Annotated in this window: 11 protein-coding genes and 1 pseudogene; 6 read left to right on the top strand and 6 right to left on the bottom strand. The window is 62.2% G+C overall.

Annotated elements, in window-relative coordinates:
• The first annotated feature begins 41 nt into the window (after positions 1–41).
• The gene (locus tag QIW53_RS09055; RefSeq protein WP_371049296.1) at positions 42–419 is read left to right on the top strand and encodes a hypothetical protein; all 378 of its coding nucleotides are present in this window, start codon (positions 42–44) and stop codon (positions 417–419) included.
• Positions 420–569: 150 nt separating this feature from the next.
• Here QIW53_RS09055 and QIW53_RS09050 read toward each other — a convergent pair whose 3' ends face one another.
• The gene (locus tag QIW53_RS09050; RefSeq protein ID WP_371049294.1) at positions 570–779 is read right to left on the bottom strand and encodes a cold-shock protein; all 210 of its coding nucleotides are present in this window, start codon (positions 777–779) and stop codon (positions 570–572) included.
• A 240-nt stretch (positions 780–1,019) separates the two neighbouring features.
• Between QIW53_RS09050 and plsB the strand changes: the two genes are divergently transcribed.
• From plsB to QIW53_RS09035, 3 genes are all read left to right on the top strand, one after another.
• On the top strand, positions 1,020–3,518 hold the full coding sequence (plsB, locus tag QIW53_RS09045) for a glycerol-3-phosphate 1-O-acyltransferase PlsB (RefSeq protein WP_371049293.1): 2,499 nt from the start codon (positions 1,020–1,022) through the stop codon (positions 3,516–3,518).
• 114 nt (positions 3,519–3,632) lie between these two features.
• Positions 3,633–4,031, top strand: coding sequence for a YbaY family lipoprotein (locus QIW53_RS09040; RefSeq protein WP_371049291.1), 399 nt, complete (start codon positions 3,633–3,635; stop codon positions 4,029–4,031).
• Positions 4,032–4,056: 25 nt separating this feature from the next.
• Positions 4,057–4,746, top strand: a complete 690-nt coding sequence (locus QIW53_RS09035; protein WP_371049289.1) for a DUF4197 domain-containing protein — start codon at positions 4,057–4,059, stop codon at positions 4,744–4,746.
• A gap of 9 nt (positions 4,747–4,755) precedes the next feature.
• On the opposite strand, the pseudogene QIW53_RS09030 reads toward QIW53_RS09035, so the two are convergent.
• From QIW53_RS09030 to QIW53_RS09020, 3 genes and pseudogenes are all read right to left on the bottom strand, one after another.
• Positions 4,756–4,880 (bottom strand): annotated as a pseudogene (locus QIW53_RS09030) (Fic family protein); the annotation flags it as partial.
• 104 nt (positions 4,881–4,984) lie between these two features.
• The gene (locus QIW53_RS09025; protein WP_371049287.1) at positions 4,985–8,050 is read right to left on the bottom strand and encodes an efflux RND transporter permease subunit; all 3,066 of its coding nucleotides are present in this window, start codon (positions 8,048–8,050) and stop codon (positions 4,985–4,987) included.
• 6 nt (positions 8,051–8,056) lie between these two features.
• A complete protein-coding gene (locus QIW53_RS09020) occupies positions 8,057–9,157 on the bottom strand; it encodes an efflux RND transporter periplasmic adaptor subunit (RefSeq protein WP_371049285.1) in 1,101 nt (366 codons plus the stop codon).
• Positions 9,158–9,251: 94 nt separating this feature from the next.
• On the opposite strand from QIW53_RS09020, the gene QIW53_RS09015 reads away from it, so the two are divergent.
• Positions 9,252–9,896, top strand: coding sequence for a TetR/AcrR family transcriptional regulator (locus tag QIW53_RS09015; protein WP_371049283.1), 645 nt, complete (start codon positions 9,252–9,254; stop codon positions 9,894–9,896).
• Between the two features lie 95 nt (positions 9,897–9,991).
• Here QIW53_RS09015 and QIW53_RS09010 read toward each other — a convergent pair whose 3' ends face one another.
• Positions 9,992–10,774: a class I SAM-dependent methyltransferase gene (locus tag QIW53_RS09010; RefSeq protein WP_371049281.1), complete on the bottom strand. Its 783-nt coding sequence runs from the start codon at positions 10,772–10,774 to the stop codon at positions 9,992–9,994.
• Positions 10,775–10,867: 93 nt separating this feature from the next.
• Here QIW53_RS09010 and QIW53_RS09005 point away from each other — a divergent pair, with 93 nt between their 5' ends.
• Positions 10,868–11,488, top strand: a complete 621-nt coding sequence (locus QIW53_RS09005; RefSeq protein WP_371049280.1) for an energy transducer TonB — start codon at positions 10,868–10,870, stop codon at positions 11,486–11,488.
• 3 nt (positions 11,489–11,491) lie between these two features.
• Here QIW53_RS09005 and QIW53_RS09000 read toward each other — a convergent pair whose 3' ends face one another.
• Positions 11,492–12,193, bottom strand: coding sequence for an extensin-like domain-containing protein (locus QIW53_RS09000; protein WP_371049279.1), 702 nt, complete (start codon positions 12,191–12,193; stop codon positions 11,492–11,494).
• Positions 12,194–12,195 lie beyond the last annotated feature (2 nt).

Genomic DNA, 12,195 nt, shown 5'->3' with positions numbered 1-12,195 from the left:
GAATCCGCGAATGGATTTTCAGACCCGCAGTGAGGACATCCATGCGCCAACCCGATATCGAGATTTACCTGAAAGACGCCGACGTCGACCACAAGGCCATTGCCGCGTGGCTCAGCCAGGCACTGGGCACCTGCAGCGACTGGGTCCAGAAAGGTCAGACCTACAAGTGCAAGGCCGGCAGCGTGCCGGTCACCTGGCTGCCCAAGGCCGTTGGCAAATGGAACAGCCTGTACCTGGAAAGCGACCAGACCCCGTGGGACGACGACATCGCCTGCGCCCGCGCCGCGTTCGCCGCGCTGAACGTCGAAGTACGCTGCGCGCCGGGCAGTTGGGTCGAAGAGGAAGGTGAAGAGACGGCCGACCGCTGGATTCGCATCAGCGCCGATGGGGAAGAAGAGATTACCTGGAAGACGGCTTAAGACCCTCGCCAATCCCCTGTAGGAGCGAGCATGCTCGCGATGGCAGATCTGACACCGCGGGCTATAAGGATGCCAGCGTTATCGTTGACGACCATCGCGACGGTTCGACGCCTCGACATGCTCGCTCCTACAGGGTGAGGCGTGCAACATTTACAGACCTACAACATCCTCAGCCTGCAACCCCTTCTGCCCTTCCACCACCCCATACTCGACCTGCTGGCCTTCTGTCAGCGAGCGGTGACCTTCGCCGCGAATCGCGCGGTAGTGCACGAACACATCCACCCCGTTTTCACGCTGAATGAAGCCGTAGCCTTTGGCATCGTTGAACCACTTCACGCTGCCGGTTTCACGTGTTGCCATCTGTTCATACTCCTTTTTTATTATCGGTCTGGCTTTTCGCAGGAAAGCCTCGGGAACATCAATCGCGCATGCTGGCCTAATGAAGGCAGCGCGACAGAGCGCCGAGTATATGACACAGGTTGAAACTCTCAACAGGAGTTTACTTCGCCGCTTTTTTGCCGATTTTCGGTGAATACGGCAAACTAGGCCCGCCTCGCTCCCGAGCAAACGCTCGGTTTTATTCACTCATGCAGATGCCGTATGACCCGCTCCCCGTTCCGCCGTCTTGTGTTTGGCACCCTGCGCCGACTGCTCTACCTCTGGGTTCGCTCCGAGACCATCAATCAGTCGTCGTTCACCCTCAACCTCGACCGCAGTCGCCCCGTGTTCTACGTCCTGCAAAACCCCTCGCTGACCGACCTGGCGGTGGTCGACGCCGAATGCAGCAAGGCCGGTCTGCCCCGCCCGGTATTGCCGGTCTCGGTGGGCAACCTGATGGAGCCCGCCGCGTTCTTCTACCTGACCCCGGACCCCGACTGGCTCGGCCGCCAGGACAAACGCGGTGCGCCGCCGACCCTGACCCGGCTGGTCAGCGCGCTGAGCCAGAACGCCGCCGAAGACGCGCAGATCATTCCGGTCAGCGTGTTCTGGGGCCAGTCGCCGGACAGCGAATCGAGCCCGTGGAAGTTGCTCTTCGCCGACAGCTGGGCGGTCACCGGGCGCCTGCGGCGCCTGCTCAGCATCATCGTGCTGGGGCGCAAGACCCGCGTGCAGTTCTCGGCACCGATCCACCTGCGTGAACTGATCGAGCACAACAAGGGCCACGAGCGCACCGTGCGCATGGCGCAGCGGGTCCTGCGGGTGCACTTCCGCAACCTGAAAGCGGCGGTGATCGGCCCCGACATTTCCCACCGCCGCAACCTGGTCAAGGGCCTGCTCAACCAGCCCCTGGTCAAGCAGGCGATCCTCGACGAAGCCGAGCGCGAAAACATCTCGGCGGAAAAAGCCAAGGCCCAGGCCCTGCGCTACGGCAACGAGATTGCCTCGGACTACACCTACACCGCAATCCGCTTTCTGGAAGTGGTGCTGAGCTGGTTCTGGAACAAGATCTACGACGGGATCAAGGTCAATCACATCGAAGGCGTGCAGGAGGTCGCCCCGGGTCACGAAGTGATCTACGTGCCGTGCCATCGCAGCCACATCGACTACCTGCTGCTGTCGTACCTGCTGTTCCGCAACGGCCTGACCCCGCCGCACATCGCCGCTGGCATCAACCTCAACATGCCGGTCATCGGGAGCCTGCTGCGTCGGGGCGGCGCGTTCTTCATGCGCCGCACCTTCAAGGGCAACCCGCTGTACACCTCGGTGTTCAACGAATACCTGCACACCCTGTTCACCAAGGGCTTCCCGGTCGAGTACTTCGTCGAGGGCGGGCGCTCGCGCACCGGGCGCATGCTGCAACCGAAAACCGGGATGCTGGCGATCACCCTGCGCAGCTTCCTGCGCTCCTCGCGCATGCCGATCGTCTTCGTGCCGGTGTACATCGGCTACGAGCGAGTGCTGGAGGGCCGTACCTACCTCGGCGAATTGCGCGGGGCGAGCAAGAAGAAGGAGTCGATTTTCGACATCTTCAAAGTCATCGGTGCCCTCAAGCAGCGCTTCGGCCAAGTGGCCGTGAACTTCGGCGAGCCGATCAAACTCGCGGAATTCCTCGACAGCGAACAGCCGGACTGGCGCCAGCAGGAACTCGGCCCGCAGTTCAAGCCGGCCTGGCTCAACGAAACCACCAACCGCCTGGGCGAGAAAGTCGCGCAGCACCTGAACGAGGCAGCGGCGATCAACCCGGTCAACCTGGTGGCGCTGGCGTTGCTGTCCACCAGCCGCCTGGCGCTGGACGACAATGCCATGGCGCGGGTGCTGGACCTGTACCTGGCGCTGCTGCGCAAAGTCCCGTATTCACCGCACACCACCTTGCCGGAAGGCGATGGCCGGGCGCTGATCGAGCACGTCAAGGACATGGACCTGCTGTCCGAGCAGAGCGATGCACTCGGCAAGATCCTGTACCTGGACGAGCAGAACGCGGTCCTGATGACCTACTACCGCAACAACGTGCTGCACATTTTCGCGTTGCCGTCGTTGCTGGCGAGTTTCTTCCAGAGCGCCTCGCGCATGAGCCGCGAGCAGATCCTGCGCTACACCCGCGCCCTGTATCCCTACCTGCAATCGGAATTGTTCATTCGCTGGTCGCTGGAGGAACTGGATGCGGTGATCGATCAATGGCTCGAAGCATTCGTCGAGCAAGGCCTGCTGCGCTTCGAGAACGGCGTCTATCTGCGCCCCGCCCCGAGCTCGCGGCACTTCGTGCTGTTGACCCTGCTGTCGAAAAGCATCGCCCAGACCTTGCAGCGCTTCTACATGACGGTTTCCCTGCTGCTCAACAGCGGCCAGAACAGCATCAGCGCCGAAGAGCTGGAAGACTTGTGCACCGTGATGGCCCAACGGCTGTCGATCCTGCATGGCCTGAACGCGCCGGAGTTTTTCGACAAGAGCCTGTTCCGCCACTTTATCCAGACGATGCTCGACCTGGACGTGCTCAGGCGCGACGAGGCGGGCAAACTGAGCTACCACGAACTGCTCGGCGAACTGGCCGAGGGCGCGGCCAAGCGCGTGCTGCCGGCGGAGATTCGCCTGTCGATCCGCCAGGTGGCGCTGCATCGCAGCGAAGATGCAGCGGACCAACCGCTGATACCTGAGGCTTGATGTAAACCTGTGGGAGCGGGCTTGTTCGCGAAAGCGGTGTGCCAGTCTACATTTACGTCGACAGACACACCGCTTTCGCGAGCAAGCCCGCTCCCACATTGATCAGAGATATCCATGAAAAAACTGTCACTAATAGGCATGATCTTTTTGCTGACCGCCTGCCAGCACCCAACCCCGGCCCCCAAGGCTTCCCTGAAAGGCGAAGTCTTTTACCTGCAACGCATCGCCCTGCCACCGACGGCAATCCTCAGTGTCAGCCTGCAGGACATCTCGCTCGCCGACGCGCCGGCCAAGGTCATCGACGAACAGCGCGGGCCGGTCAAGGGCCAGGTGCCGCTGCCCTTTCACCTGAGCTACGACCCGCTGAAGATCGAGCCCAATCACCGTTATTCGATCAACGCGCGCATCGAAGTCGATGGCAAACTGCTGTTCATCACCACCGAGAACCATGCCGTGCGCCTGGACGGCTCGGATCCACAGCCTCTGAAGGTCCGCGTTGATGCGGCCCGCTAAGATTTTTTCGATAAAGGAAATTGCCATGCTCCGCCCTACCCTTCGCTTTGCCGGCCTGTGCGCAGGCTTGATGATCAGTGCCAGCGCCATGGCGCTGTCGCTCGGCGATCTTTCGCAAAAGGACGCCAGCGGCGGCCTCAAGGATGCACTGACGCAAGGTGCGCAGGTGGCTGTGAAACAACTCGGCACGCCGGGCGGGTTCAGCAATAACCCGGAGGTGAAGATCGAATTGCCGGGCAAGCTGGGCAAGGTCGCCAGCAAGATGAAACAGTTCGGCATGGGCGAGCAGGTCGATCAACTGGAAACCAGCATGAACAAGGCGGCCGAAACCGCCGTGGTCCAGGCCCAGCCGATCCTCGTCGACGCGGTGAAGAAAATGACCGTCGAAGACGCCAAGGGCATCCTCAGCGGCGGCAATGATTCGGCCACTCAGTACCTGAACAAGACCAGCCGCGAACAGATCCGCGCCAAGTTCCTGCCCATCGTCAAGCAAGCCACCGACCAGGTCGGCCTGGCCAAGCAATACAACTCGTTCGCAGGGCAAGCCGCGACGCTGGGCGTGGTAGACGCCAAGAGCGCCAACATTGAAAGCTACGTCACCGAGCAGGCCCTCAACGGGTTGTTCGAGATGATCGGCAAGCAGGAAGAAACCATCCGTAAAAACCCGGCGGCAGCGGCCACCAGCCTGGCGAAGAAGGTGTTCGGTACGCTCTGAAGGGGGCTGAAAATCGTTCTTGAACATGAACCGATAGAACAGCGCCCTCGCGACCCGACCATTGCCATCGCGTAAGGGTGTTCGTAGCCCGACGTAAAATGCAGAGTGATGCCCTTGATCAGCGGATGAAGGTGGGGCGACTGTCCCAGCAGGTCGAACACCGGATCGGTTCGGCCTTTCAACAGCGGTGGTTTTTTCATGGATGCTGTAGGAGCGAGCATGCTCGCTCCTACAGGTGTCAGGCCGGTTCTTTTTTGATGCGGAACCACGCGGCATACAGCGCTGGCAGAAACAGCAGCGTCAGTGCCGTGGCGACGATCAGGCCGCCCATGATGGCCACGGCCATCGGCCCGAAGAACACGCTGCGTGACAACGGAATCATCGCCAGCACCGCGGCGAGCGCGGTCAGCACGATCGGGCGGAAGCGGCGCACGGTGGCTTCGATGATTGCCTGCCAGGGTTTGAGTCCGGCGGCAATGTCCTGCTCGATCTGGTCGACCAGGATCACCGAGTTGCGCATGATCATGCCCGACAGGGCAATGGTCCCGAGCATGGCGACGAACCCGAACGGCTGGCGGAACACCATCAGGAACAGGGTCACGCCGATCAAGCCCAGGGGTGCTGTCAGAAACACCATCACCGTGCGTGAGAAGCTGCGCAGTTGCAGCATCAGCAATGTCAGCACGACGACGATGAACAGCGGCACGCCGGCCTTCACCGAGTTCTGTCCCCGGGCAGAGTCTTCCACCGTGCCGCCGACATCCAGCAGGTAGCCGTCGGGTAATTCGGCGCGAATCGGGTCAAGCGTCGGCATGATCTGTTGCACCAGGGTCACCGGCTGTTCCTTGCCATAGATGTCGGCGCGAACGGTGACATTCGGCAAGCGGTTGCGGTGCCAGATGATGCCTTCTTCGAAGCCGTATTCCAGCGTGGCGATCTGCGAGAGGGTCACGCTGCGGCCGTTGTCGGTGGGCACCGCCAGGCTCGGCAGCAACGACAGTTCGGTGCGCTCGTGCATGGTGCCGCGCAGGAGGATCTCGATCAACTCGTTGTCTTCGCGGTACTGGCTGACGCTGGAGCCGGTCAACGAGCTCTGCAGGAACTTCGACAGGTTCGCGGTGCTGACGCCCAGCGCACGGGCACGGTCCTGGTCGATGTTCAGGTAAACGACTTTGCTGGGTTCTTCCCAGTCCAGGTGGACGTTGGCCACATGGGGATTCTCGCGCACCTTGGCCGCGACTTTGCGGGCCAGGGCGCGGACTTGCTCGATGTGCTCGCCCGTGACGCGGAACTGCACCGGGTAACCCACGGGAGGACCGTTTTCCAGGCGTGTCACCCGCGAGCGCAGGGTCGGGAATTGTTCGTTGAGGGTTTGGATCAGCCAGGTCCGCAGGGCCTCGCGCTCTTCGATGGATTTGGCCAGCACCACAAACTGGGCGAAGCTCGCCGCCGGCAACTGCTGGTCCAGCGGCAGGTAGAAGCGTGGCGAGCCGGTGCCGACGTACGCCACATAGTTGTCGATGCCGGCGTGATCCTTGAGCAGGTCTTCAAGGCGTTTGACCTCGTCGGCGGTGTTGCTCAGCGACGCGCCTTCGGCCAGTTTCAGGTCGACCATCAACTCCAGGCGTCCGGAAGCCGGGAAGAATTGTTGCGGCACGAAACGGAACAGCACGATGGAGGCGATGAACAGCACCACGGTCAACGCGATCACTGTTTTGCGCCAGCGCACGCACCACTCCACCAGACGCCGCACACGCTGGTAAAACGGCGTGGCGTAAGGATCGGGTTGACCTGCGCCGTGTTTTGCCGCGTGAATCTTCGCCAGGTCCGGCAGCAGTTTCTCACCCAGGTAGGGCACGAACACCACGGCCGCGATCCAGGACGCCAGCAAGGCGATGGTCACCACCTGGAAAATCGAACGGGTGTACTCGCCCGTCCCCGATTGCGCAGTGGCGATAGGCAGGAACCCGGCGGCCGTGATCAGCGTACCGGTGAGCATCGGGAACGCAGTGCTGGTCCAGGCGTAACTGGCCGCCTTGACCCGGTCGAAGCCCTGCTCCATCTTGATCGCCATCATCTCCACGGCGATGATCGCGTCGTCCACCAGCAATCCCAGCGCCAACACCAGCGCGCCGAGGGAAATCTTGTGCAGGCCGATGCCCAGGTAATACATGCAGGCGAACGTCATCGCCAACACCAGCGGAATCGCCAGCGCGACCACCATGCCGGTGCGTACGCCGAGCGAGAAGAAGCTGACCAACAGCACGATGATCAGGGCTTCGACCAGGACACGGACAAACTCACCCACACCGGTTTTCACCGCAGCAGGCTGGTCGGAGACCTTTTGCAATTGCATGCCGGCCGGCAGGTTTTTCTGGATGCGTGCGAACTCGACTTCCAGTGCCTTGCCCAGCACCAGGATGTCGCCACCGTCTTTCATCGCCACGGCCAGACCGATGGCGTCCTGCGACATGAAGCGCATGCGCGGCGCCGGAGGATCGTTGAAACCACGGTGAACGTTGGCGACATCGGAAATACGGAACGTCCGGTCACCGACCCGGATCGGGAAGTTCCTGATCTCGTCGACCGTCTGAAAATTCCCTGAAACCCGTAGCTGCAATCGCTCACTGGACGTTTCGAAGAAACCGGCGGTGGACACCGCGTTCTGTTCTTCGAGCGCCTGTTGCACTGCCGCCAACGGCAACCCGAGGGTGGCGAGCTTGACGTTGGAGAGTTCGATCCAGATCTTCTCGTCCTGCAAGCCGAGCAGCTCGACCTTGCCCACGTCCTTGACCCGCTGCAACTGGATCTGGATGCGGTCGGCGTAATCCTTGAGGACCGCGTAGTCGAAGCCCTCGCCGGTCAGCGCATAGATGTTGCCGAAGGTGGTGCCGAATTCATCGTTGAAAAACGGCCCCTGAATACCCGGTGGCAGGGTGTGGCGGATATCGCTGATCTTCTTGCGAACCTGATACCAGAGGTCCGGGATTTCGACCGAGTGCATGGAGTCGCGGGCGATGAAGGTCACCATCGATTCACCCGGTCGGGAGAACGACACGATGCGATCATACTCGCCGGTTTCCATCAGCTTCTTTTCAATGCGTTCGCTGACCTGCCGCGACACTTCCTCGGCGGTGGCGCCCGGCCAGTTGGTGCGGATGACCATCGCCTTGAAGGTGAACGGCGGGTCTTCGCTCTGGCCCAGCTTGGTGTAGGAGAGCGCGCCGACCACCGCCAGCAACAGCATCAGGAACAGTACGATCTGGCGATTGCGCAGCGCCCATTCGGAGAGATTGAAACCCATCGGGAATTACTCCTTGTCCGCCAGATTGACCACGCGGTTGGAGCGATCCACCGGACGCACCTGCTGCCCGTCGTGAAGCACATGGACACCGGCCGCCACCACCCAGTCACTGGCGCTCAAGCCTTCGAGCACCGGCACGCCTTTCTCGCCGAAGGCCCCCACCCGAACCGGGGTTTTCTTCAGGGTGTTGTTCGCCCCGAGCACCCACACGTAGGTAGCACCGTTTTCGGCGGTGAGGGCCGAGAGCGGCACGGACAGCGCGATCACGTCGGCGGTCTGGATGAAGACGCGGGCACTCTGGCCCAGCTCGGCCGGGACCTTGCCGGCTGTGAAGGCGATGCGCGCGGCGAAGGTGCGGGATTTCGGATCGGCCGCCGGTGAGAGTTCGCGGATACGCCCGCTGAAGCGTTGGTCCTTCTGGGTCCAGAGTTCCACCGACACCGGCTGGCCGACCTTGTAGCGTCCGAAATTCTGCTCCGGCAGGCTGATCAATACCTCGCGCTCGCCATCGGTGGCGAGGGTGAAAACGGTCTGGCCGGCGGCAACCACCTGCCCGACTTCGACCGCCCGCTTGGCCACGACGCCATCCTGGGGGGCGCGCAGCACCGCGTAGCTGGCCTGGTTGTTGGAGACGTTGAATTCGGCCTTGATCTGCTTCAGGCGCGCCTCACCGGAGCGGTAGAGGTTTTCGGCATTGTCGTACTGCGAACGGCTGACCAACTGCCGGTCCATCAGCGTTTTGTACCGGTCACGTTCGGCACGCACCATGTTCAGGTTGGCCTCGGCCGCCGCCACCTGGGCACGGGTGGCTTCCAGTTGCAGGCGCACGTCCTGGGGATCGAGCTCCGCCAGTGGCTGATCAGCCTTGACCCGCTGCCCCTCCTCGACCAGTCGTCGGCTGACTTTGCCACCGATGCGGAACGCCAGATCGGGCTCGTAACGGGCACGGACCTCGCCGGGATAACTCTCCAGCGCCTGCGCCGAAGGCTCTGGCTGAACCACCATGGCCGGCCGGACCGTGACCTGCGGTGCCTCTTCGTGACCACACGCAGACAGGAAAAGCGCCAGGCTGACTGGCAGTGCGAGGGACGAGGCATAGCGGAACATGGTGATTGACCTTTCGCTAATGGTGCTTGGAATAATTATACTGGCCAGTATGTTATTAATAGCAAACTCACCAGTCCAGTAATAAAAGCGAAGAATGTCGAACAATCCCTCAGCATCCAATGGTCCGGGCCGCCCCAAGGATCTGGCAAAGCGCCAGGCCATCCTCGAGGCAGCGAAAACCCTGTTTCTGAGCAATGGATATGCGAATACCAGCATGGATGCGGTAGCGGCCGAAGCGGGCGTGTCGAAGTTGACCGTCTACAGCCATTTCAACGACAAGGAGACGCTGTTCTCCGCTGCGGTGGTCGCCACGTGTGAAGAACAGCTGCCACCGCTGTTTTTCGAACTGCCTGACGGAATCGCCGTGGACTCCGTGCTGTTGAACATCGCCCGCGGGTTTCACCACCTGATCAACAGCAATGAGTCGGTGAACCTGCATCGCCTGATGATGGCCCTGGGCAGCCAGGACCCGAAACTCTCGCAGATCTTCTTCGAGGCAGGTCCCGAGCGCATGCTGCTGGGCATGGAGCGCCTGCTGGCGAAGGTCGATCAGAGCGGCGTGTTGAGCATCGACAAACCGCGCAACGCCGCCGAGCACTTCTTTTGCCTGTTGAAGGGCGCGGGGAATTTTCGCTTGTTGTATGGCTGTGGCGAGCCGCTCACCGGAGAGGCCGCCGAGGCCCATGTACGGGAAGTGGTGGGGTTGTTCATGCGGGCTTACCGGCCTGAGCCTGCCTGACGGATTTCTGGTGTCTGGCCTGGCGCCGCGCGAGCAAACCCGCTCCCACAGATCCTGTGGGAGCGGGCTTGCTCGCGAAGGGTGGCGACACGGTCTTAAGGCTTGAGCGCCTTCTTCGGATAAATGTCATATCGGCTGGATTTGCCGTCCAGCGCATGACTGGGTTTGGGCCCGGCAATGCACGGGGCCTTGCGCGGGCGCTTGACCACCACGCGGTGGCTGGCCAGGGCCAACGCGGCTTCGAGCAAGGCCGGCGCATCCGGATCGTCACCCACCAGCGGGCGGAACAGGCGCATTTCCTTTTTCACCAGCGCGGTTTTCTCGCGGTGGGGGAACATCGGGTCGAGGTAGATGACCTGCGGCGGCTCGCCCTGCCAGTTGCGCATGACCTCGATCGAGTTGCCCTTGAGCAGACGCATGCGCGCCACGATCGGCGCCACGTCGAAATCTTCAGCGCCCCGGGCCAGGCCATCTTCCAGCAAGGCACCGATCAATGGCTGGCGCTCGATCAGGCTCATCTCGCAACCCAGGCTCGCCAGCACGAACGCATCCTTGCCCAGCCCGGCCGTGGCGTCCAGCACCCGCGGACGCACGCCCTGGGCGATGCCCACCGCCTTGGCGATCATCTGCCCGGTGCCGCCACCGAACAACCGGCGATGGGCCGCACCACCCTCGACGAAGTCCACCCGCACCGGCCCCGGCGCCTCCGGGCCCAGTTGCTGCAACTGCAACCCCTGCGCGCCGATCTGCAAGGCAAACTCTGCGTCAATCACCTGCAAGGGCAGGCCCAGGCGCTCGGCCCATTGCTCGGCCTCGGGCTGAAACGCCGTTTCCAGGGCCTCGACATGGATGCGGCAAGCCGCCGGTTGCTCAATCATGGGAAAACACGCTCAAAAAATTAATGATCGGCAAAAACGGCCGATAACAAAACTAACGAGCATTTTGCCAGAGCTGAGCCTGGACCGAGAGAAATGTCAGACATTCAACCCACATCGATAGGTTACATCTCGCCCTACGGCGATTTTGGCCTGCGAAACTCCCAGGCGCTGAGCGGCGTCAGTCACCTGTGGCAAGATTTTTTTGCCCAGGCGCTGGCCGATCAGTCGGGCGATGTGGTGCCGGCTTCTCTGGATTTTCCACCGGTCGATCTTGAAAGCCCGGTTGAGCCCACGGTTGGCAGCGAACTGCTGGCGCACATCATTTCCCAGCGCGAATGCGATGTGAAGGACACCGAGGTGAAGCCACCCGAGCCTTTGTTCCTGCCGATCGCCGAGTTCGAAATGGACCTGGCCGACAAACCGTTCCCACCGTTCCCGGCCGACGAAATCGTCGCTCAGCAGAAACAGCAGAATTTCGAAAGCGGCTGGGTTCGTCCTATCGTGCTGGCCAACGGTCAGGCGCTGCCGGTACCCGGCGCGGCGCCGCAACCGCGCCCATTGCACTTGCCGATTGCCGAGTTCGAACTGGACCTGCTGGACAAGCCCTTCCCGCCCTACCCTCCTGAAGAGCTGGCCGAACAGCAGAAAAACTTCGACTTCGATATCGGCTGGGCTCGCCCGATCGTCCTGCAGAACCTGCGCATCGCGGCCTGAACCTCAGCGACACAGCGACCAGCCACCCACATCCAGGTGGAAGTGATTGCGATGGGCGGCGTTGTAGTCGGGGCTCAACACCACACTGAACATGTCGCAGGCCGCGTCGCGAACCTGGCGTAGAAAACGTGCATCCTGATTATCCTTCGGCCAGTCCTTGAGCACGCTGATCGAGCGACCGTCGGCCAGACGAAAACCGGCGATGTCCAAAGCGTTCGCCGAGGCATGCTGGCTGAGCCGGCCACTCTCGCGACCGTAGACGTTGCGACAGGCAAAACTGCCCAGATGGTCGACCCGGCTGACCGCCTGCCCGTAGACAGCCTGGGCCGCCGGTTGCAATGCGTGACGTTCGAACAGGGCAAAGGATACCGCCAGCCGGCAACTGGCCAGAAAGCTGCTGCTCAGCGCCACCTCGCCACCCTGAACACGCCAGGCGTCGATCAGCGGGCACTTGGCGTCGGGGCTGTCGGCCTGGGGCGCCACACGCAGGCCGGAACTGCTCAGCGCCTGGGCGCACAGCTGCGGCTCATCCCGCAGTCGCGTCAGCTTGTAGCGCGTCAACAGGTTCGGCTCGGCCCTGACGTCCAGCGGCGCCCATGGATTCCACTGCGGCGGCAGCGCAATCCAGCCACGCCACACGCCCACGCCCACGCCCGCCGCAGCGATTATCAGCACCAGTACCAGCAACCCGCGCAAGAACCCCATCC

The sequence above is a fragment of the Pseudomonas fluorescens genome (assembly GCF_041354075.1).
Classification (GTDB): Bacteria; Pseudomonadota; Gammaproteobacteria; order Pseudomonadales; family Pseudomonadaceae; genus Aquipseudomonas; species Aquipseudomonas fluorescens_CE.
Note: the sequence above shows the minus strand (reverse complement) of the source record. Positions and strands in the feature narration are given on the sequence as shown.

Bases quoted from the DNA above. Each gene is read 5' to 3' on its own strand.
- QIW53_RS09040 (WP_371049291.1), top strand. From the start codon at position 3,633: ATGAAAAAACTGTCACTAATAGGCATGATCTTTTTGCTGACCGCCTGC.
- QIW53_RS09020 (WP_371049285.1), bottom strand. From the start codon at position 9,157: ATGTTCCGCTATGCCTCGTCCCTCGCACTGCCAGTCAGCCTGGCGCTT.
- QIW53_RS09015 (WP_371049283.1), top strand. From the start codon at position 9,252: ATGTCGAACAATCCCTCAGCATCCAATGGTCCGGGCCGCCCCAAGGAT.
- plsB (WP_371049293.1), top strand. From the start codon at position 1,020: ATGACCCGCTCCCCGTTCCGCCGTCTTGTGTTTGGCACCCTGCGCCGA.
- QIW53_RS09010 (WP_371049281.1), bottom strand. From the start codon at position 10,774: ATGATTGAGCAACCGGCGGCTTGCCGCATCCATGTCGAGGCCCTGGAA.
- QIW53_RS09000 (WP_371049279.1), bottom strand. From the start codon at position 12,193: ATGGGGTTCTTGCGCGGGTTGCTGGTACTGGTGCTGATAATCGCTGCG.
- QIW53_RS09050 (WP_371049294.1), bottom strand. From the start codon at position 779: ATGGCAACACGTGAAACCGGCAGCGTGAAGTGGTTCAACGATGCCAAA.
- QIW53_RS09025 (WP_371049287.1), bottom strand. From the start codon at position 8,050: ATGGGTTTCAATCTCTCCGAATGGGCGCTGCGCAATCGCCAGATCGTA.
- QIW53_RS09005 (WP_371049280.1), top strand. From the start codon at position 10,868: ATGTCAGACATTCAACCCACATCGATAGGTTACATCTCGCCCTACGGC.
- QIW53_RS09035 (WP_371049289.1), top strand. From the start codon at position 4,057: ATGCTCCGCCCTACCCTTCGCTTTGCCGGCCTGTGCGCAGGCTTGATG.
- QIW53_RS09055 (WP_371049296.1), top strand. From the start codon at position 42: ATGCGCCAACCCGATATCGAGATTTACCTGAAAGACGCCGACGTCGAC.